Annotated in this window: 15 protein-coding genes; 11 read left to right on the top strand and 4 right to left on the bottom strand. The window is 71.8% G+C overall.

What is annotated here, in order from left to right; genetic code table 11:
• Window positions 1–190: 190 nt before the first annotated feature.
• From OCJ37_RS04050 to OCJ37_RS04070, 5 genes are all read left to right on the top strand, one after another.
• Window positions 191–904: a response regulator transcription factor gene (locus OCJ37_RS04050; RefSeq protein ID WP_263112415.1), complete on the top strand. Its 714-nt coding sequence runs from the start codon at window positions 191–193 to the stop codon at window positions 902–904.
• Window positions 897–2285, top strand: coding sequence for a sensor histidine kinase (locus tag OCJ37_RS04055; protein ID WP_263112416.1), 1389 nt, complete (start codon window positions 897–899; stop codon window positions 2283–2285). The genes OCJ37_RS04050 and OCJ37_RS04055 overlap by 8 nt, the downstream gene beginning before the upstream one ends.
• The gene (locus tag OCJ37_RS04060; protein ID WP_263112417.1) at window positions 2282–3364 is read left to right on the top strand and encodes an ABC transporter substrate-binding protein; all 1083 of its coding nucleotides are present in this window, start codon (window positions 2282–2284) and stop codon (window positions 3362–3364) included. The genes OCJ37_RS04055 and OCJ37_RS04060 overlap by 4 nt, the downstream gene beginning before the upstream one ends.
• Window positions 3365–3617: 253 nt before the next feature.
• A complete protein-coding gene (locus OCJ37_RS04065; protein WP_263112418.1) occupies window positions 3618–4256 on the top strand; it encodes a LuxR C-terminal-related transcriptional regulator in 639 nt (212 codons plus the stop codon).
• Window positions 4257–4372: 116 nt separating this feature from the next.
• A complete protein-coding gene (locus tag OCJ37_RS04070) occupies window positions 4373–4714 on the top strand; it encodes a DUF5713 family protein (protein ID WP_263112419.1) in 342 nt (113 codons plus the stop codon).
• A gap of 230 nt (window positions 4715–4944) precedes the next feature.
• Here the strand turns inward: OCJ37_RS04070 and OCJ37_RS04075 are convergent, their stop codons facing one another.
• Both OCJ37_RS04075 and OCJ37_RS04080 read right to left on the bottom strand, forming a co-directional pair.
• Entirely contained in the window at window positions 4945–7617 is a 2673-nt protein-coding gene (locus tag OCJ37_RS04075; RefSeq protein ID WP_263112420.1) for a hybrid sensor histidine kinase/response regulator, read from the bottom strand.
• A 268-nt stretch (window positions 7618–7885) separates the two neighbouring features.
• Complete coding sequence (locus OCJ37_RS04080; RefSeq protein ID WP_263112421.1) at window positions 7886–9058, bottom strand: OprO/OprP family phosphate-selective porin; 1173 nt, start codon at window positions 9056–9058, stop codon at window positions 7886–7888.
• 470 nt (window positions 9059–9528) lie between these two features.
• Here OCJ37_RS04080 and OCJ37_RS04085 point away from each other — a divergent pair, with 470 nt between their 5' ends.
• Together OCJ37_RS04085 and OCJ37_RS04090 are read left to right on the top strand one after the other, a co-directional pair.
• Window positions 9529–10866 carry a dicarboxylate/amino acid:cation symporter gene (locus tag OCJ37_RS04085; protein WP_263112422.1) on the top strand — a complete coding sequence of 446 codons (1338 nt, stop codon included), beginning with the start codon at window positions 9529–9531 and terminating at the stop codon, window positions 10864–10866.
• Window positions 10867–11013: 147 nt separating this feature from the next.
• Window positions 11014–13308 carry an NADP-dependent malic enzyme gene (locus tag OCJ37_RS04090; RefSeq protein ID WP_263112423.1) on the top strand — a complete coding sequence of 765 codons (2295 nt, stop codon included), beginning with the start codon at window positions 11014–11016 and terminating at the stop codon, window positions 13306–13308.
• Window positions 13309–13750: 442 nt separating this feature from the next.
• Here the strand turns inward: OCJ37_RS04090 and OCJ37_RS04095 are convergent, their stop codons facing one another.
• Entirely contained in the window at window positions 13751–13990 is a 240-nt protein-coding gene (locus OCJ37_RS04095) for a helix-turn-helix domain-containing protein (protein WP_263112424.1), read from the bottom strand.
• Between the two features lie 213 nt (window positions 13991–14203).
• On the opposite strand from OCJ37_RS04095, the gene OCJ37_RS04100 reads away from it, so the two are divergent.
• Genes OCJ37_RS04100 through OCJ37_RS04110 form a run of 3 tightly spaced genes read left to right on the top strand, consistent with a single transcriptional unit; the run spans window position 14204 to window position 16861 of the window.
• On the top strand, window positions 14204–14401 hold the full coding sequence (locus OCJ37_RS04100; RefSeq protein WP_263112425.1) for a zinc-finger domain-containing protein: 198 nt from the start codon (window positions 14204–14206) through the stop codon (window positions 14399–14401).
• Window positions 14402–14412: 11 nt separating this feature from the next.
• Window positions 14413–15525 carry a glycosyltransferase gene (locus tag OCJ37_RS04105; protein WP_263112426.1) on the top strand — a complete coding sequence of 371 codons (1113 nt, stop codon included), beginning with the start codon at window positions 14413–14415 and terminating at the stop codon, window positions 15523–15525.
• Window positions 15506–16861 (top strand): O-antigen ligase family protein, encoded by a 1356-nt coding sequence (locus OCJ37_RS04110; RefSeq protein ID WP_263112427.1) that lies wholly within the window; start codon window positions 15506–15508, stop codon window positions 16859–16861. The genes OCJ37_RS04105 and OCJ37_RS04110 overlap by 20 nt, the downstream gene beginning before the upstream one ends.
• A 291-nt stretch (window positions 16862–17152) precedes the next feature.
• Here OCJ37_RS04110 and OCJ37_RS04115 read toward each other — a convergent pair whose 3' ends face one another.
• Window positions 17153–18097 (bottom strand): LpxL/LpxP family Kdo(2)-lipid IV(A) lauroyl/palmitoleoyl acyltransferase, encoded by a 945-nt coding sequence (locus tag OCJ37_RS04115; RefSeq protein ID WP_263112428.1) that lies wholly within the window; start codon window positions 18095–18097, stop codon window positions 17153–17155.
• 120 nt (window positions 18098–18217) lie between these two features.
• Here OCJ37_RS04115 and waaA point away from each other — a divergent pair, with 120 nt between their 5' ends.
• Window positions 18218–19537 carry a lipid IV(A) 3-deoxy-D-manno-octulosonic acid transferase gene (gene waaA, locus OCJ37_RS04120; protein WP_263112429.1) on the top strand — a complete coding sequence of 440 codons (1320 nt, stop codon included), beginning with the start codon at window positions 18218–18220 and terminating at the stop codon, window positions 19535–19537.
• The last annotated feature ends 124 nt before the right edge of the window (window positions 19538–19661 follow it).

Consider the following 19661-nt stretch of genomic DNA (forward strand, 5'->3'; position numbering starts at 1 on the left):
CGTAGGGCGCAGGCCAGCGTGGCTGCAGCCTAGTGCGGCGTTGCTGTCATCGACCTGTCGGTGGGGGCCGGGATTCGGGATTCGGGATTGGGGATTCGTAAGAACACCGCGCGTCGCTGTTTCCTTTGGCGAAGGCGCGGTAGCATCCGCCGGCCGAATCGCTTTTGCGAATCCCCAATCCCGAATCCCAATGCGCCTTTTACTGGTCGAGGACAACGCCGATCTGGCCGATGCGATCGTGCGGCGCATGCGCCGCAGCGGGCATGCGGTGGATTGGCAGAGCGATGGACTGGGTGCGGCCAGCGTGCTGCGCTACCAGAGCTTCGATCTGGTCGTGCTGGACATCGGCCTGCCCGGGCTGGACGGCTTGCGGGTGCTGGCCGGCTTGCGCGAGCGCGGCGACACCACGCCGGTGCTGATGCTGACCGCGCGCGACGGCATCGAGGACCGGGTGCAGGCGCTGGACGTGGGCGCGGACGATTACCTCGGCAAGCCGTTCGATTTCCGCGAGTTCGAGGCGCGCTGCCGGGTGCTGCTGCGGCGCAACCGCGGCAACGCCAGCGAGGTGGTGCAGCTGGGCGGCTTCGCCTTCGACAACGCCGCGCATACGGTCAGCCTGGACGGTGCGCCGATCGAGCTGCCCAACCGCGAATACCGCCTGCTGGAGATCCTGATCGGTCGGCTCGGTCAGGTGGTGGGCAAGGACGAGATCGGCAACGGCCTGTTCGGCTTCGACGACGAGGCCGGGCCGAACGCGATCGAGCTGTACGTCGGGCGCCTGCGCAAGAAGCTGGCCGGCGCGCCGCTGCGCATCGTCACCGTGCGCGGGGTCGGCTACAAGCTGGAAGCGGCCGAGCTCCAGGCGCCGCCGGCGCCGAGGCCGGACGCGGGCGCCGATGGCTGAGGCCGCGCTGCCGGCGCCGTCGATCCGGCGCACGCTGCTGCTGTACCTGGGCGCGCTGTCGCTGCTCGGCGCGGTGGCGCTGTTCTTCGCCGCGCGCGACTACGGCCAGCGCGCCGCCAACCGTTCCTACGACCACCTGCTGGTGTCCTCGGCACTGTCGATCGTCGATTCGGTGGCGCTGGCCGACGGGCAATGGCAGGTGGACCTGCCGTACGCGGCGCTGGACCTGCTGGCGATGGCGCCGGAAGACCGGGTGTTCTACCGCGTGTTCGATGCGCGCGGGCGCACCATCACCGGCTACGGCGATCTGCCGAAGGCGCCGTCGCTGCCGCGCGCCAGCGCCGCGCCGCGGCTGTTCGATGCGTTCTACAGCGGCGAGCGGGTGCGCTTCGCGGTCGTGGCGCGGCGGGTGTCGTCGGCGGCGGCGCAGGACGAGGTGTGGGTGCAGGTCGGGCAGACCCGGCGCGCGCGCGAAGCGCTGGCGCAGGACGTGGTGCTGCACGCGCTGGTCGCGATCGCGCTGCTGTCGCTGCTGTCGCTGGCGCTGGTGTGGCTGGGCGTGTACCGCGCATTGCGCCCGCTGCAGCGGATCGAGCGCGACCTGTCGCGGCGCGAGCCGTCGGAACTCAAGCCGCTGGCGATGGCCGCGCCGCAGGAAATGCACCAGATGGTGGCGGCGCTGAACCGCTTCATGGCGCGCCTGGCCGGCAGCAACGAGACCCTGCGCGCATTCATGGCCGAGGCCGCGCACCAGATGCGCACGCCGCTGGCGGCGCTGCGCGCGCAGGCGCAACTGGCGCTGGACGACGACGACCCGCGCGACATGCGCCGCAGCCTGGAAGCGATCGAGCGCAACGCCACGCACATGAGCCGGCTGCTCAACCAGTTGCTCAGCGACGCCAGCGTGATCCACCGCGCCAACCTGCAGCGCTACGCCAGCGTGGACCTGGCCGAAGTGGTGCACCAGGCCTTGCACGAGGCGCTGCCGCAGTCGCAGCCGCAGCCGCGCGTGCAGCTGGCCATCGCCAGCGAGGCGGCGCTGGTGCGCGGCGACGCGCTGCTGCTGCGCGAGGCGATCAAGAACCTGATCGACAACGCCTGCAAGTACGGCGGCGACGGCGCGCTGCAGGTGGCGCTGACCTGCGAGGCGCGCGATTGCGTGGTGACCGTGGCCGACCATGGCCCCGGCATCGCCGCCGCCGATGCCGAGCGCGTGTTCGAGCGCTTCGCGCGCGGCGAGGGCGCGGCCGCCGGCGGCGCCGGGCTGGGCCTGGCGATCGTCAAGCGCGTGGTCGACAGCCATGGCGGGCGCATCGATCTGTCCAACCGCGTCGGCGGCGGCCTGATCGCCAGCCTGCGCCTGCCGAGGTTGCATCCATGACCGTGCTCCAGGCGTTTCGCGCCGCCGCGCTGCTGCTGGGCTGCGTCCTGGCCCATGCCGCTGCCGCCGCGCCCGGCGACGTGCGCCGCTTCCCGGCGCAGGGCGCGCCCGACGCGCGGCTGTGCATCCAGGGGTCGACCGACATCGAGGTGTTCGCCGCGGTGATCGGCGACTACCAGCGGCTGCATCCGCGCACCGAAGTGGTGTACCAGGACGTGATCGCCTGGGACATGTACCGGCGCTACCTGCACCCGCAACCCGGCGCACGCTGCGCCGACCTGTTGATCAGCACCAGCATGGACCTGCAGACCAAGCTGGTGAACGACGGCCACGCGCTCACGCACCGCTCGCCGCAGACCGAGGCGCTGCCGGCATGGGCGCAGTGGCGGCACGAGGTGTTCGGGATCAGCTACGAGCCGGTGGCGATCGTCTACAACAAGGCGCGGCTGCCGGCGGCGCAGGTGCCGCGCACGCGCCGCCAGCTGCTGGAGCTGCTGCGCGCGCCGGGCATGCCGCTGCGCGGCAGGATCGGCACCTACGACGTGGAGCGCAGCGGCGTCGGCTACCTGTTCGCGACCCAGGACGGGCAGATCGGCAGCATGGCCGGCGCCCTGCTGGCGGCGCTGGGCGACAACCAGGTGGTGCTGGAGGAGCGCACCGGCGTGCTGCTGGACCGGGTCAGCCGCGGCGACCTGCTGCTGGCCTACAACGTGCTCGGGTCCTATGCGCAGGCGCGGATCGACGCCGGCGCGCCGCTGGCGATCGTGCAGCCGGAGGACTACACCCTGGTCGCGCTGCGCACCGCCGTGATTCCGCGCGATACGCCGCACGCGGCCGAGGCGCGCCGCTTCCTGGACTACCTGCTGTCGCCGCGCGGCCAGCAGGTGCTGTCGCGCGAGGCGCGGCTCAAGCCGATCCTGCCGATGCCCGGCGGCCCGGGCGCCATGGCGCCGGCGGCGACCCCGGCGTTCCGCCCGATCGCGCTGGGACCGGGCTTGCTGGTGTACCTGGACGCGCTCAAGCGCCGCCAGTTCCTGGACGCCTGGCGCAGCAGCATGCGCCGCAAGCCGCCGCGCTGAGGCGCCGCTCGTCGCTGCGTTCGGCGTGCGAGGGGTGGCGGCGCGAGGGTGCGCTGGCTGCGCGCTCCGTCGCCGCGCTGCTCGGTGCGCCGCCGGCCTGCGGACCCTGCGTCTGCGTCTGCGGCCGGTCCGGCGCCGCGCGGCCCTTGTCCGGCCACCAGTCGGGCGCGCCGCGCAGGACCGATCCGCTGCGGTCGAGCCGCATAGCGCGGCCGGGGCGACACCCCTTCGCCGCGCATGCCAGACTGTCGGCATGGAGACGCCGAAGATCCTGGTCGCCGACGACCATCCCCTGTTCCGCGCCGCGGTGCTGCACGCGCTGCGCCAGGCCCTGCCGCGCGCACGGGTGACCGAGGCGGCCAGTGCCGGCACGGTGGATGCCGCGCTGGCCGCGCAGCCGGACATCGACCTGGTCCTGCTGGACCTGGCGATGCCCGGCGCGCGCGGCTTCTCGGCGCTGCTGCACGTGCGCGGAGAGCATCCGGACGTGCCGGTGGTGGTGATCTCCTCCAACGACCACCCGCGGGTGATCCGCCGCGCGCAGCAGTTCGGCGCGGCCGGGTTCATCCCCAAGTCCTCGCCGGCCGAGACCATCGGCATCGCGGTGGCGGCGGTGCTGGACGGCGGCACCTGGTTCCCGCCGCTGACCGCCGCGCGCTCGGAGGCCGACGCGCAGCTGGCCGCGCGCCTGGCGCAACTGACCCCGCAGCAGTTCCGCGTGCTGCTGTGCCTGGCCGACGGCCTGCTCAACAAGCAGATCGCCTACGAGCTGGGCCTGGCCGAGAACACGGTGAAGGTGCATGTGACGGCGATCCTGAAGAAGCTCGAATGCCACAGCCGTACCCAGGCCGCGGTGCTGGTCAAGGCGCTGGAGCCGGAAGGCGAGGCCTGAACCGCCGCGCGGCCGGCGGCCGCGCGATGCGCCGGGAGCATTTTCCGCCGCGCCCGGATACGCGATGCTATGCACTGGCGCCCGCGCTTCCTGCGGGCCGACAGGGACCCCCGACCATGCCCATCCGCAACGAGCAGATCGCCTACTACCCGTTCCTGCAGGAAATGCTGGACGACGACTACTTTCCCTCCTTCCTGGTCGGCAAGGGCCAGAAGATCCTGCTGCGGCTGTGCGAGGCGATCGAGGCGCAGGCGCCGCAGGACCTGCCCGCGCTGTACCGGCTCACCCACGCCGCCACCGAGGAATTCAACGCGCTGGCGCAGGAATTCGAGGCGCACGACAGCGAGATCGAGACCGCCGCGCGCGACAACATCGGCGTGGACTTCCTGTACATCGCCAAGACCTACGGCTTCGAAGCCGCCGACGCCGAGGAACTGATCGCCCCGCGCGAGTGGTGAGCGGGGCGGTGACGGTGCGCGCGGCCGGTGGGCCAGGGCGCGCCGCGGCTGTTCCCTTCTCCCATCGGACCATGGCCCCTTCTGGGGGGAAGGTGGCCCGCAGGGCCGGATGAGGGTACGGGCGCAGCCTCGCGCACTCGAACGCAGCGGGTCGCCTTCGCGCCGGACCCTCGCCCCAACCCCTCTCCCGGTGGGCGAGGGGCTACGGCGCGCCGCTGTGAGAAGAGGGGCTAATGCCGCGGTGGAAGAGGAGCTTGGCCGCGACGCAGCAGCATCTGCGTCATCAGTGCGCGCAGCGCCGGGGCGCGGACCGGCTTGGCCAGGAAGCCCCAGCCGCGTTCCTGGGCCAGGGCGCGCAGCGCCGGATCCGGTTCGGCGGTGACCAGGATCACCCGCGGTTCGGCGTTCCAGCGCCGGCATAGCTGTGCGAACAGGGTCGGGCCGTCGCGCTCGCCCATGCGCACGTCCAGCAGCACCAGCTCCGGCGCCTGCGCCGGCTGCGCCGCGGCCAGCGCGTCGTCCGGGCCGGCGGCCAGTTCCACCCGGCATGCCCAGCGCTCCAGCAGCGTGCGGCTGGCCTCGCACACCCGCGGGTCGTCGTCGATGCACCACACCCGGCAGCCGTGCAGGATCGGGTCGTCGCCGTTGTCGCTGGCCACCGCGGTCGGCGGCTGCACCTGCGCCGCGGCGGCGGCGTCGCCCAGCGCCACGGTGACCGCGAACACGCTGCCGCGGCCGAGCTGCGAGCGCAGCCCGATGCGGTGGCCGAGCAGGCGGCCGATGCGCTCCACGATGGCCAGGCCCAGGCCGGCGCCGCGGTCGTGGGCGACGCCGTCGCCGAGGCGGCGGAACTCCTCGAAGATCTCCTGCTGCAGCGCTTCGGGAATGCCCGGGCCCTGGTCGTGGACCTCGATGCGCAGGTGGTCGCCGTCGCGGCGGCAGCCCAGCAGCACGCGGCCGCGCGGGGTGTAGCGCAGCGCGTTGGACAGGAAGTTCTGCAGGATGCGCCGCAGCAGGGTCTCGTCGCTGCGCACCGCGGCGCGGGTCGGCACGTAGTCCAGGCGCAGCCCGCGGTCCTCTGCGACGATGCCGAATTCGTGCGCCAGGGTCTGCAGCAGCGGGCCCAGCGCGAAGTCGCGCACCTGGGTCTTCAGCGTGCCCGCTTCCAGCCGCGAGATGTCCAGCAGGCTGTTGAGGATCGCGTCCTGCGCGACCAGCGCGTTGTCCACGTGGTCGGCGATCTGCCGCGCATCGTCGTCGTGCAGCTTGCCGCGCAGCGCCGAGACGAACATGCGCGCGGCGTTGAGCGGCTGCAGCAGGTCGTGCACCGCCGAGGCGACGAAGCGGGTCTTGTAGCGGTTGGCGTTCTCGGCCTCGCGCTTGGCGTCGGCCAGGTCGCGGGTGCGCTCGGCGACGCGGTGCTCGAGCGCGTCGGCCAGCGAGCGCAGTTCGCGCGCGGCGTTCTTGTAGCTGGTGATGTCGGCATAGCTGGTGACGAAGCCGCCGTCGGGCAGCGGGTTGCCGCGGATCTCCAGCACCGTGCCGTCGTCCTTCTCGCTCTCGCGCATGTGCGGGCGGCCGCTGCGCAGGTGGTCCAGGCGCCGCTGGATCGCCGCTTCCACCGGACCGGGGCCGAGCAGGCCGCGGCGCGCGTTGTAGCGGAACACGTCCTCGATCGGGCGGCCGATGCGGATCAGTTCCGGCGGGAAGCGGAAGATCTCCAGGTAGCGCGAATTCCACGCCACCAGGCGCAGCTGCGCATCGATGATCACCACGCCCTGCGGCAGGTGCTCCAGGCTGCGGCTCAGGCCGGTGTCGGCCTGCTGCGCGGCCTGCACGATGCCGTCCTGCGCGGTGCGCAGCTCCTGCGCGTGCTGTTGCAGCAGCGACTCCAGTTCGCGCCGGCTGCGCTGACGCAGCCGCGCCAGGCGCTGGCGCTGCTGGAACAGCAGGCCCAGGAACACCAGCGCCAGCCAGACGCCGGCCGCGGCCAGCGCGGCGGCGCGGCCGGCGGCGCGGCTGCCGCCGATGTCGTGCAGCAGGTGCAGGCGCCAGCCGCTCTCCGCCAGCGGCATGCTCTGCCACAGCACGGGCGCCGGTTGCGCCGGCGCGCCGATGCGCATCACCTGGCCGCCGTCGTCCAGCGTCTCCAGGCTGCGCCGCTGCGCCGGCAGCAGCGCCTGCCGGGCGTACTGGCGGGTGGCCAGCAGCTCCTCGCGTTCGCGCGCGCTGAGCGGCTGCAGCTGGCGGTAGCGCCAGGCGTCGCGGCTGGACAGGAACACCACGCCGTGGCGGTCGCTGACCAGCACCACGTCGGGCACGCGCAGCCACTCGCGCTCCAGCGCGGCCAGCTCGATCTTGATCACGATCACGCCGAGGGTGCGCCCGGCCTCGTCGCGGATCGCCTGCGACAGGAAATAGCCGGGCACGCCAGTGGTCATGCCGATGCCGTAGAAACGGCCGCTGCCCTGCGCCAGCGCCTGTTTCACGTAAGGACGGAAGCTGTAGTCGGCGCCGACGTTGCTGCTGGCCAGGCGCCAGTTGCTGGCGGCCACGGCGACGCCGTCGGCGCCGATCAGGGTCAGCGTCGAGGAGCGGGTGACGTCGTTGGCGCGCTCCAGTTTCAGGTTCAGCCGCTGGTGCGCGGCTGGGTCCAGCGGCCGAGTCAATGCGTCGCGCAGTTCCGGATCCAGCGCCAGCACCTGCGGCAGGGTGCGGTAGCGGTCGATGCGCTGCTGCAGGGTCTGCGCGTACAGCTCCAGTTGCTGGCGCAGCTGCCGGCTCTCGGCGCGCAACGCGCGCTGTTCGGCGAAATGCCCGGCCGACAGCATCGCCAGGGCCATGCCGCCCAGGACGGCGAGCAGCAGCAGGGCGAGGTGGCGGTAGCGCGAGGCGGAATACATGCGACGTGGACGCGGGCGGACGATGGCCGTCAGCTTAGCGGCAGCAGCGGGTGCGCTGGTGGTGCGGCGTCGTGCAGGCGGCGTTGCGCCGCTGCGACCGGGCCGCCGGCCGTCGTGGCCGGGGCGCCGTGATCGGCGTTTCCCGCTGGGGCGTCACCCGAGCGGGATTGCCGATGGGGGCCGATCGGGACGCGCGGATCCGGACGTTCCGATCGGGGTGTACCGATCGGGATGTGCCGATCAGTGCACCCCGATCAGAACGCGTCGATCAGAACTGCACCTGCGCGCGCAGGTCGATCGAGTCCGGCTTGGTGTGCACGCCGGCGCGTTCGGCATCGGCGCGCACGTAGTTGGCCTGGAACTTGAAGTGGCTGGTCAGGTACCAGTTGGCGCCGAAGGTCCAGTTGTGCTCGCGGCCGCCGAGGATGCTGCCGTCGTTCAGGTCCAGGCGGCTGTAGCGGGCCAGCAGCTCGACCGCGCCGTAGGCGTTGGCCGGCTTGATGTTGGCGACGTTGCCGGCGCTGTACGGGCGCGATTCGCCGGTCAGCACGTAGCTGGCGAAGATGTACTGGCCGTCGGCGGTGTAGTCGGGGCGGCCGTTGTCGCGGGTGACCTCGGCGCGCAGCGCCTCGCCCTGCAGCGAGAACGGGCCCTTGATCCAGATCCCCTCCAGGCCGGTGCGGCGCACCTGGTCGGCATCGACCAGGGTGCCCGAATCGACCAGGCGCACGTCGGTCAGGCCGGCTTCCGGGCGCGCGCGCAGGCGCACGCGCGGGCTGAAGCTCACGTCCAGGCCGTTGTGATAGCCGCGCGGGTTCTCCTGCGAATACGCCAGGCCCAGGTGCAGCACGTCGCCCTCGGCCTTGAACGGGGTCCACACGCCGCGCACCGCCTGGGTGGTGCCGGGGTTGTCGCCCTGCAGGTCCTTGCCGCCGTACGCGCCGGCCTGCAACAGGTACTGCGGACGCTCGAAGGTCCATTCCACGCCGGTGCGGCGGCCCTGGTAGATCGCCTGGATCGGCAGCGCGGTTTCCAGGAAGCTGTCGGCGCGCGAGCTGGTCACGCCTTCCAGGCCGACCGGCACCTTGATGTAGCCCAGGCGCACCTTGCCGTAGTCGCTGCCGAACAGCGCCTTGGTCTCGAAGCGGAAGAACACGTCCAGCCACAGCTTGGACTGGAAGTCGAAGTACACCATCGCGTCGTACACGCCCTTCTTCTTCAGCGTGGCGCCGAATTCCTTGCGCCGGAACGCGTTGTCGTCCTCCAGGCGCGCGTCGTCGTCGGAGAAGTTGTTCCAGTCGTAGCCGTAGTTGCCGGTCAGGGCCAGCTCGGTGCCGTCGTTGAAGGCGACCTTGGTCGGCCAGTCGTCGAAGCCGGCGGCGGCGGCGGCGGGAGCGGCGGCGGTCAGGCACAGCGCGGCGAAGAGAAGGGTATGGCGCATGGTGTGATGTCTTCTTGATGAGGAAATGAAGCGCGCCGGCACTCGACGGACGGCAAGGCTTGCGCGGGCGGTGCAGCGTGGTGCCGACCGCGGCCGATCCTCGGCCACGGTGCGGGCGCATCCGTCGGAACAACGAGCCGCCCGCATGCATTAGCGGACGCGTCCGCCGGTTCTTTACAGCGATGTTGCGATCCTGCGACGGCGCATTCCCCTGAATACGCATGCGCCACCGGCAGCGCGGCGGCAGATCGGTGCGCAGCGCCGCGTCGGCCGGGCGGGGCCCGGCGCCGTTCGTGCGCCTCGCACGTCCCTCCCGTGAGCGTGCCGGGACACTGTAACTGCGTCGGTGGCGCCACGGACAGGGGACTAGTACCAATAGGTTATCTGCTTAGAAGCCGCTGCCGCGTACAAAGGCAGCATTCCGGGACCCGGGTCGGGTCTCCGGTCTATCCCGTTCCGGAGCGCTCTGCATGCATATCCCAACTTCCCCGGCCGACGGCCTCGTGCATCGGCATGTGCCGTTCTACCGGCAGCTGTATTTCCAGGTGGTGGTCGCCATCGTGCTCGGCGCGCTGCTCGGCCACTTCGAGCCGGCCTTCGCCGAGAAGCTCAAGCCGCTGGGCGACGCCTTCATCAAGCTGGTGAAGATGATCATCGCGCCGGTGATCTTCCTGACCATCGTCACCGGCATCGCCGGCATGACCCACCTGAAGACCGTCGGCCGCGTCTTCGTCAAGGCGATGGTGTACTTCCTGTTCTTCTCCACGCTGGCGCTGGTGGTCGGCATGGTCGTCGCGCACGTGGTGCAGCCGGGCGCGGGCATGAACATCAATCCGGCCGACCTGGACCAGAGCGCGGTGCACAGCTACGTGGAGAAGTCGCACGAGCTGACCCTGGTCGGCTTCCTGATGGACATCATCCCGAAGACGCTGCTCAGCCCGTTCGTCGGCGACAACATCCTGCAGGTGCTGTTCGTGGCGGTGCTGTTCGGCGTGTCGCTGGCGCTGGTCGGCGAGCGCGGCAGGCCGGTGCTGAACCTGCTGGAGGCGCTGGTCGCGCCGGTGTTCAAGCTGGTGCACATCCTGATGCGGGCCGCGCCGATCGGTGCGTTCGGCGCGATCGCCTTCACCATCGGCAAGTACGGCGTGGAGTCGCTGATCAACCTGGCCTGGCTGGTGGGCTCGTTTTACGTGACCGCGCTGCTGTTCGTGCTGGTGATCCTGGGCGCGGTGGCGCGCCTGTGCGGCTTCTCGATCTTCAAGCTGATCCGCTACCTGAAGGCCGAACTGCTGCTGGTGCTGGGCACGTCCTCGTCCGAGTCGGCGCTGCCGTCGCTGATGGAGAAGATGGAGAAGGCCGGCTGCGAGAAGTCGGTGGTCGGCCTGGTGGTCCCGACCGGCTATTCGTTCAACCTGGACGGCACCAACATCTACATGACCCTGGCCGCGCTGTTCATCGCCCAGGCCACCAACACCGAGCTGACCCTGGGCCACCAGATCGCGCTGCTGCTGGTGGCGATGCTCAGCTCCAAGGGCGCGGCCGGCGTGACCGGCGCCGGCTTCATCACCCTGGCGGCGACGCTGGCGGTGGTGCCGGAGGTGCCGGTGGCGGGCATGGCGCTGATCCTGGGCGTGGACCGCTTCATGAGCGAATGCCGCTCGCTGACCAACTTCATCGGCAACGCGGTGGCCACCGTGGTGGTCTCGCGCTGGGAGAACGCGCTGGACCGCGACCGCCTGCGCATCGCCCTGGACGGCGGCGAAGACGCGCTGCCGGCCGTCGCCGCCGAGCCTGCCGCGATCCGCTGAGTTCCATGACCCTGCGCGCGCGCCGGCCCCGCCGGCGCGTCGCGTTTTCCGGCACCGGCCTGCGCGGCGACAGCCGCAAGACAGGCTCGGCCCTGGCCCAGAGGGTAGAATCCTGGGTCCTCGCGCCTTTCGACCACAGAAGCCTCGATGTCAAACGACGATTTCAAACAGGCCGCCCTCGACTATCACCGCCAGCAGCCGCCGGGCAAGATCAAGGTGTCGGCGACCAAGCCGATGCTGACCCAGCGCGACCTGTCGCTGGCCTATTCGCCGGGCGTGGCGTTCGCCTGCGAGGCGATCGTCGCCGACCCGCAGCAGGCCAGCGCGCTGACCGCGCGCGGCAACCTGGTGGCGGTGATCAGCAACGGCACCGCGGTGCTGGGCTTGGGCAACATCGGCCCGCTGGCGTCCAAGCCGGTGATGGAAGGCAAGGGCGTGCTGTTCCAGAAGTTCGCCGGCATCGACGTGTTCGACATCGAGATCGACGAGAACGACCCGGACAAGCTGGTCGACATCATCGCCAGCCTGGAGCCGACCTTCGGCGGCATCAACCTGGAGGACATCAAGGCGCCGGAGTGCTTCATCGTCGAGCGCAAGCTGCGCGAGCGGATGAACATCCCGGTGTTCCACGACGACCAGCACGGCACCGCGATCATCGTCGGCGCGGCGGTGCTCAACGCGCTGGTGGTGACCGGCAAGAAGATCGAGGACGTCAAGCTCGCCACCACCGGCATGGGCGCGGCGGGCATCTCCTGCGTCAACATGCTGGTATCGCTGGGGCTGAAGCCGGAGAACATCCTGGCGCTGGACCGCGACGGCGTGATCCACACCGGCCGCACCGACCTGGACCCGGACAAGCTGCGCTACGCGCGCGACACCGACAAGCGCACCCTGGCCGAGATCGTCGAGGGCGCGGACATCTTCCTGGGCCTGTCGGCCGCCGGCATCCTCAAGCCGGAGATGGTGGCGACGATGGCGCCGCAGCCGGTGATCTTCGCGCTGGCCAATCCCAATCCGGAAATCACCCCGGAGGCGGCCAAGGCGGTGCGCCCGGACGCGATCATCGGCACCGGCCGTTCGGACTACCCGAACCAGATCAACAACGTGCTGTGCTTCCCGTACCTGTTCCGCGGCGCGCTCGACGTCGGCGCCACCGGCATCAACGAGGCGATGAAGATCGCCTGCGTCAAGGCGATCGCGGCGATGGCGCGGCGCGAGGCCTCCGACCTGGGCGCGGCCTACGGCGGCGAGACCCCGAGCTTCGGCCCCGACTACCTGATCCCGCGGCCGCTGGACCCGCGCCTGCTGGTCGAGCTGTCCTCGGCGGTGGCGCAGGCGGCGATGGACTCGGGCGTGGCCACGCGCCCGATCGCCGACATGGCCGCCTACCGCGACACGCTCAGCCAGTTCGTCTACCGCACCAGCCTGATGATGAAGCCGGTGTACGACCGCGCCCGCGCCGACAAGCAGCGCGTGGTCTATGCCGAGGGCGAAGAGGAAGTGGTGTTGCGCGCGGTGCAGAGCGTGATCGACGAAGGCCTGGCCTTCCCGATCCTGATCGGCCGCCCGGACGTGATCGAGGCGCGCATCCAGCGCCTGGGCCTGCGCATCACCGCCGGCGTGGATTTCGAGATCACCAACATCCACGACGATCCGCGCTTCAACGACTACTGGCAGTACTACCACACGCTGACCGAGCGCCGCGGCGTCACCGTCACCGCGGCCAAGGAACTGATGCGCTCGCGGCCGACCCTGATCGCCGCGGTGATGGTCGCGCGCGGCGAAGCCGATGCGCTGCTGACCGGCGTGGTCGGCCGCTTCCACAAGAAGCTCGGCTACGTGCGCAGCGTGATCCCGCTGGAGCCGCGGGTCAGTTCGACCTCGGCGATGACCGGGGTGATCAACCAGCAGGGCGCGTTCTTCTTCCTGGACACGCACGTGCAGGAAGACCCGAGCGTGGAGCAGATCGTCGAGGCCACGCTGCAGGCCGCGTACCGGCTCAGGCTGTTCGGCATCGAGCCGAACATCGCGCTGCTGTCGCATTCCAACTTCGGCAGCCACGACTCGCGCGACGCGCTGAAGATGCGCCAGGTGCGCGAGGCGCTGCTCAAGCGCAAGCCCGAACTCAACATCGACGGCGAGATGCAGGGCGACACCGCCTGGGACGAGGCGCTGCGCAAGCAGATCATGCCCAACAGCACCCTGAAGGGCCGCGCCAACCTGTTCGTGCTGCCCAACCTGGAAGCGGCCAACATCGCCTACAACCTGGTGCGCGTGTTCACCGACGGCGTGGCGATCGGCCCGATCCTGATGGGCATCTCCAAGCCGGTGCACATCCTCACCACCAGCGCCACCTCGCGCCGGGTGATGAACATGACCGCGATCGCCGCGGTCGATGCGCAGATCCGCAAGCAGCTGGAAGCGGAGAAGAACGCGCCGTAAGCGAGCGCGTCGGGCGTTCGGTGCGAAGGCGCGCAGCCCATGGCGGTTGCGCGCGGAGGCCGGCGATCCCATGCAGGCGGCGTGTGCGGCGTCTGTCTGCGGCGAATGCCCCGGTGCCACACGTCGGGCGTTGCCGTCGCTGCAGGACTACGGCCATCGAGATCGCTGCGGCGATCGGCGGCGAGCGGCTGTGCGCAGGGTGGCGAAGCGCTGGGCTCCGATCGAGCGCGTCGTCGGCCGGGGGCGAGGGGAGGCCGATCGGCGCATGGCCGACAGGCGTCGCACAGACGCATCCCTTGCGCGCCATCGGCGCGCGCCGCATGAACGATTTAGCGGCCGGTGCGGGATGTCCGCGATTGGCCGGCCAGGCAGGGCGCCATGACGGCGCCCGCCGCGCGGTTTGCGCAGGATCGAACGCGGCGCCAGCGGCGCCGCGGAACTCTCAGGCCAGGCGCTTGCCTGCCGGCAGCGGCAGGCTTTCGTGGTCGCCCTGGTTCAGCTTGGACGGCTTGCCGGTCAGCAGCACGTAGGCATCGACGCCGGTAAGTTCGGCGATCTTCAGCAAATGCCGGGCATTGGGGACGGAACGATTGTTCTCCCAGTGACCCAGGGTGCTGTGCGCCACGCCGAGCAAGGCAGCCAGCTCGCGCAGCGTGAAACCGGCATTGCGCCGCGCCTGCATCAATCGCACACCTATATCCACGGGACACCTCAGAGCGGCAGGTTTGCGCCGCGTGTCCCCGAGCATAGTGGATGTCGTCGCCTGGCATCAAGCCGATACCTGCGGGACAGGCCTGGGCCAGGGCCGCCGACGCCATGCGCCGCTCCGGGCCCGGTCCGGCGCGCGGGACGGGCTGCTAGAATTCGCTGTCCCCTCCCGCCGTGCCACACCGCCATGAGCCATACCGCCACCGCGCCCGCCAATGCAGAGAAGCGCTACACCGTGCACCGCGCCGACCTGCCGCTGAGCTGCCCGACGCCGGAGATGGCGTTGTGGAACTCGCACCCGCGGGTCTACCTGCCGGTGGAGGAAGAACCCAGCAACGAGGCCAAGTGCCCGTACTGCGGCGCGGTCTTCGTGCTGGTCGACTGACCGCCGGCGCGATGCACCGCCTGACCGTGGTGCAACTGCTGCCGGCGCTGGAATCCGGCGGCGTCGAACGCTCGACCCTGGAAATCGCCGCGGCGCTGGTCGCGGCCGGGCACCGCGCGCTGGTGGTGTCGGCCGGCGGCCGCCTGCTGCCGGCGCTGGCGGCGACCGGCGCCGAGCACGTCGCGCTGGACATCGGCCGCAAGTCGCTGCTGACCCTGCGCCACGTGCCGGCACTGCGCCGGCTGTTCGTACGCGAGCGGGTGGACATCGTGCATGCGCGCTCGCGGCTGCCGGCCTGGCTGGGCTGGCATGCGCTGCGCGGGCTGCCGCAGGCGCAGCGGCCGCGCTTCGTCAGCACCGTGCACGGGCTCAATTCGCCGAGCCGCTACAGCGCGATCATGGCCCGCGGCGAGCGGGTGATCTGCGTGTCGGCCACGGTGCGCGACTACGTGCTGCGCCACTACCCGCGGACCGACCCGGCGCGGCTGCGGGTGATCCCGCGCGGCATCGACCCGGCGCAGTTCCCTCGCCGTGCGCAGCCCGATCCCGCCGCGCGTGCCTGGGCCGCGACCCAGGCGCCGGCCACGGCCGGCCGCGGCCCGCTGCTGCTGCTGCCCGGGCGCGGCACCCGGCTCAAGGGCCACGCCGACGCGCTGCGCCTGCTCGCCGCGCTGCGCGCCGACGGCAGCGACGCGCGGCTGTGGCTGCCCGGCGCGCGCGAGGCCGGGCGCGCGGCCTACGTGCAGGAACTGGAGGCCGAGGCCGCCGCGCTGGGCATCGCCGAGGCCGTCGCGTTCACCGCGCCGACCGCGCGCATCGCCGACGCCTATGCGGCCAGCGACCTGGTGCTGCAGCTGTCGCGCAAGCCGGAAGCGTTCGGGCGCACCGTGGTCGAGGCGCTGGCGGTAGGACGGCCGGTGCTGGGCTGGGCGCACGGCGGCGCCGGCGAACTGCTGGCGCAGCTGCAGCCCGACGGCGCGGTGCCGGCCTTCGATCCGGCGGCGCTGCACGCCGCCGCGGCGCGCCTGCTGGCGCAGCCGCCGCTGCCGCCGGCGCAGATTCCCTACACGCTGCAGGCCATGCAGCGCGCGACCCTGGCCGTGTATGACGAACTCCGCAGCTGATTCCTCCCTGCTGGCGCCGCTGACCCCGGCGCGCAACGAGCGCTGGGCGCCGGTGTGGGTGCTGGCGTTCGTGGCGCTGTGGCCGGCGCCGGGCCTGGCCGCGGGGGTGCTGGCGCTGGGCGCGCTGGTGACCCTGGCGCGATTGCTGCACAGCCGTTTCCGTGGCGGCGCCAGCCTGCTCAGCGGCCCGGCGTGGGCGCTGACCACGCTGCTGTTCCTGACCTACTGGCTGCCGCAGCCGCTGTCGGCGCTGGACGCGGTGGACGTGCCGCTGGCGCTGCGCGAATCGGCGGTGGACCTGCGTTTCCTGCCGTTCCTGTGGCTGGTGGCGATGGCGGTGGCGACGCCGCGCGGCCGCCGCACTACCTTCAACGGCCTGGCGTTCATCGCCGCGATCTGGACCGCGGATGCGCTGGCGCAGGCGCTGTTCGGCAGCAGCCCGTTGTTCTGGTCGATGGACCAGCTGAAGTGGGCGATCAGCCACCACGGCCTGTGCACGCCGCAGGAGATCGCGCTGGCCGACCGCCTCAGCGGCGTGTTCGGGCCGTGCAACCTCAAGTTCGGCCAGGTCCTGGCCAGCCTGTCGCCGTTCCTGCTGTTCCTGGCCGGGCGCCGCGGCGGCGCCTGGGGCTGGCTGCTGGCCGCCGCGGCGGTGGGCGTGGTGCTGGTGCTGGCCGGGTCGCGCGCCTCGTGGATCACCTACGCGCTGGTGCTGCTGCTGTCCGGGCGGCGGCTGCTGGGCATGCGCCGGCTGCTGGCGCTGGGCGTGGCCGCGGTGCTGGTCGCCGGCGTGCTCGGCGCGCTCTCGCCACAGGTGCGCGAACGCTTCGCCCGCACCACGCTGGCGCTGAGCGGGCGCCCGGCCGATCTCGATGCGGCGCTGGCCGGGCGCACCCGGATCTGGAACGCCTCCTGGTGCATGATCCGCCAGCATCCGCTCAACGGCGTGGGCGTGCGCGGCTTCCGCGAAGCCTATGTCGCCTGCGACCCGGACCCTGCGCGCGGCGGCGCCTGGGGCCGCGAGCCGGCCTTCCATGCCCACCAGATCGTGCTGGAAGTGCTCAGCGAGACCGGCGCGATCGGTCTGCTGCTGTGGCTGGCCGGTGCCGCGCAGGCCTGGCGCGCGTGGCGCTACGCCTCGCCGCAGGCGCGCGAACGGGCGCGGCCGGCGATGCTGGCGCTGCTGGCGACGGTGTTCCCGTTCAACACCCACCTGGCGTTCTACTCGTCGTTCTGGGGCTCGCTGGCGCTGATGCTGGTCGGGCTCTATGCCGGTGCGCTGCTGGCGGAGGACGACGGCGACGCTGCGCCGGCAGATTCGCCGACGCCGGCCTGATCGCCGCGCGCGCGTCGCGGCAGCGGCGCACGCTGGCGAACGCTGCAGGGGCGTGCGACGCGGGTCGCGAGGCTGCGCCCGTCCCCGCATCCGGCCCTGCAGGCCACATTCTCCCGAAAAGGACCATGGTCCCGATCGAAGACGGGGAACAGCCGGCTTAGCCCCGCTCCCCTCGGGAGAGGGTTGGGGCGAGGGTACGGCGCAAAGCGTCCCGCTGTATTCGGGTGCGCAAGGCTGCGCCGGAACTACCGCTCATCCGCACCGCAGATCGGCGCGCCGCGCATCCGTCGCTCAATCGCGCGCATAGAACGTGCTGCGGCCATCGGGCTGGCGCTTGAAGCGGCGGTGGATCCACAGGTACTGCGCCGGCGCCTCGCGCACCATCGCCTCGATCGCGGCATTGACCCGCGCGGTGTCGGCGATCATGTCCTGCGACGGAAAATCCTCCAGCGGCGGGGCGATGCGCAGCACGTAGTCGGCGCCTTCGCGGCGGTGGAAGTACGGCACCACCGCGCAGCCGGTCAGCCGCGCCAGCTGGTGGGTGGCGGTGATGGTGGAGGCGGGCATGCCGAAGAACGGCACGAACACGGTGTCCTTGCCGCGCATGTCCTGGTCCGGCGCGTACCACAGGAAGCCGCCGCGCTTGAGGTGGCGCACGCTGCCGCGCAGGTCCTCGTTGGCGAACATGGCGATGGCGTAGCGCAGGCGGCCGCGCTTGACCGCCCATTCGAACACCGGGTTGCGGTGGCGGCGGTACATGCCGGCCAGCGGCACGTACTGGCACAGCAGCCGCCCGCACATCTCCAGGGTCATGAAATGGCCCGATACCAGCAGCACGCCGCGGCCCTGCGCCTGCAGCGCGTGCAGGTGCTCCAGGCCCTCGATGCGGGTGCGGCGGCGGATCGGGGCGATGCTGCCCCACCAGGCGCGCGCGAACTCGAACACGCCCACGCCCAGCGCATCGAAGCTGTCGCGCAGCAGGCGCGCGCGCCAGGCCTCGCTCTGCTTGGGGAAGCACAGCTTCAGGTTCACTTCGGCGGCGTGGCGGCGGGTGCCGGCCAGGCGCAGCGCGATCCAGCCGACGCCGCGGCCGAGCGCGCGCTGCAGCAGCCACGGCAGCCGTGCCAGGGCCACGGCGATGCCGAGCAGCGCCCAGGTCGGCCAGTGCCGCGGCGAGCGCGGTGGCGGTGCGGCGGTGGTGGCGGCGGCCGGAAGGGCGGGGGAGGGATCGGACATGCGCCAAGTTTAGCCGGGCGCGGGCAAGCCGGCGTCTGCGCGGTAGCGCGCTGCCGCCGACAGGCGATGGCGGCCGCGATCGTCTGCCGCCTGCGCGGCGCAACCGGCTATGCTTTCGCGATGCGCAACGATTTCATCGAGCGGCTGCTGCGCGGCCTGTACTCGGCCGTGCTGTACATGCTGCTGCCGGTCACCGTCTATCACCTGGTCTGGCGCGGGTTCCGCGTGCGCCAGTACTTCCAGCGCTGGGACGAGCGCTACGCCTCGTACCCGCAAGCGCGCGGGCGGCCGCGGGTGTGGCTGCACGCGGTGTCGGTGGGCGAGGTCAACGTCGCCGCGCCGGTGGTCAACGCGCTGCGCGCGCAGCGCCCGGACATCCGCTGGGTGATCACCACCATCACCCCGACCGGGTCCGAGCGGGTGCGCGCGCTGTGGGGCGATGCGCTGGACCACGTGTACCTGCCGTACGACGTGCCCGGCAGCGTCGGCCGCTTCCTGCAGCATTTCCGCCCCAGCCTGGCGCTGATCCTGGAGACCGAGCTGTGGCCGAACATGCTGTTCGGCTGCCGCGACCGCGACATCCCGGTATACGTGCTCAACGCGCGGCTGTCGGCGCGCTCGCTGCGCGGCTACCGCCTGTTGCGGCCGCTGATCGGGCGCGCCCTGCGCACCGTCACCTGCGTGGCCGCGCAGTCGCAGGCCGACGCCGAACGCTTCATCGAGCTCGGCGCGCGGCCGCAGCAGGTGCGCGCGCTGGGCAACCTGAAGTTCGATATCGACGTGCCCGGGCACCTGCCGGAGTTCGTCGCCGCGTTCGCAGAGCGCGTGGCGCCGACGCGGCCGGTGTGGATCGCCGCCAGCACCCACGAGGGCGAGGAGGCGGCGGTGATCGAGATGCACCGGCAGCTGCGCCGGCAGTGGCCGGACCTGCTGCTGCTGTGGGCGCCGCGCCATCCCGAACGCTTCGCCAAGGTCGAGACGCTGGCGCGCGACCAGGGCTGGCGGGTGGCCACGCGCCGCCAGCAGCAGTGGCCCGGCGGCGAGGACGACGTGTTCGTGATCGATACGCTGGGCGAACTGATGGCGTTCTACGCCTGCGCCCGGGTCGCCTTCGTCGGCGGCAGCCTGCAACCGATCGGCGGGCACAACCTGCTGGAACCGGCCGCGGTCGGCACGCCGTCGGTGAGCGGGCCGCACCTGCACAATTTCGCCGACATCTCGCGGCGCATGCGCGAGGCCGGCGCGGTGGCGATCTGCGAGGACGCCGCGGCGGTGTGCGCGGCGCTGCGCGAGCTGCTCGGCGATGCGGCCGCGCGCGCGCGCATGGCCGAGGCCGGCTGCGCGCTGGTCGCCAACGGCCGCGGCGCGCTGCAGCGGGCGCTGCAGCTGATCGCGCGCGACCTGCCGCCGGTGGCCCACGAGCTGCCGCCGGGCGAATAGGCGTTCCGGCCGCTCGGGATCTGCGGTGTAGGGGTGTTTCCGGCTGTTGTAGGAGCGACTTCAGTCGCGACGGGCCGTACCCGCGGGGCCAGACCTGCCCGATGAGCCGAGCATCCGCAGCCTC

Origin of the sequence: Xanthomonas sp. AM6 (assembly GCF_025665335.1) — a bacterium.
Lineage (GTDB): Bacteria > Pseudomonadota > Gammaproteobacteria > Xanthomonadales > Xanthomonadaceae > Xanthomonas_A.

Bases quoted from the DNA above. Each gene is read 5' to 3' on its own strand.
- OCJ37_RS04085 (WP_263112422.1), top strand. From the start codon at position 9,529: ATGCATATCCCAACTTCCCCGGCCGACGGCCTCGTGCATCGGCATGTG.
- OCJ37_RS04060 (WP_263112417.1), top strand. From the start codon at position 2,282: ATGACCGTGCTCCAGGCGTTTCGCGCCGCCGCGCTGCTGCTGGGCTGC.
- OCJ37_RS04080 (WP_263112421.1), bottom strand. From the start codon at position 9,058: ATGCGCCATACCCTTCTCTTCGCCGCGCTGTGCCTGACCGCCGCCGCT.
- OCJ37_RS04100 (WP_263112425.1), top strand. From the start codon at position 14,204: ATGAGCCATACCGCCACCGCGCCCGCCAATGCAGAGAAGCGCTACACC.
- OCJ37_RS04050 (WP_263112415.1), top strand. From the start codon at position 191: ATGCGCCTTTTACTGGTCGAGGACAACGCCGATCTGGCCGATGCGATC.
- OCJ37_RS04070 (WP_263112419.1), top strand. From the start codon at position 4,373: ATGCCCATCCGCAACGAGCAGATCGCCTACTACCCGTTCCTGCAGGAA.
- OCJ37_RS04090 (WP_263112423.1), top strand. From the start codon at position 11,014: ATGTCAAACGACGATTTCAAACAGGCCGCCCTCGACTATCACCGCCAG.
- OCJ37_RS04075 (WP_263112420.1), bottom strand. From the start codon at position 7,617: ATGTATTCCGCCTCGCGCTACCGCCACCTCGCCCTGCTGCTGCTCGCC.
- OCJ37_RS04115 (WP_263112428.1), bottom strand. From the start codon at position 18,097: ATGTCCGATCCCTCCCCCGCCCTTCCGGCCGCCGCCACCACCGCCGCA.
- OCJ37_RS04065 (WP_263112418.1), top strand. From the start codon at position 3,618: ATGGAGACGCCGAAGATCCTGGTCGCCGACGACCATCCCCTGTTCCGC.
- OCJ37_RS04095 (WP_263112424.1), bottom strand. From the start codon at position 13,990: ATGCAGGCGCGGCGCAATGCCGGTTTCACGCTGCGCGAGCTGGCTGCC.
- waaA (WP_263112429.1), top strand. From the start codon at position 18,218: ATGCGCAACGATTTCATCGAGCGGCTGCTGCGCGGCCTGTACTCGGCC.
- OCJ37_RS04105 (WP_263112426.1), top strand. From the start codon at position 14,413: ATGCACCGCCTGACCGTGGTGCAACTGCTGCCGGCGCTGGAATCCGGC.
- OCJ37_RS04110 (WP_263112427.1), top strand. From the start codon at position 15,506: ATGACGAACTCCGCAGCTGATTCCTCCCTGCTGGCGCCGCTGACCCCG.
- OCJ37_RS04055 (WP_263112416.1), top strand. From the start codon at position 897: ATGGCTGAGGCCGCGCTGCCGGCGCCGTCGATCCGGCGCACGCTGCTG.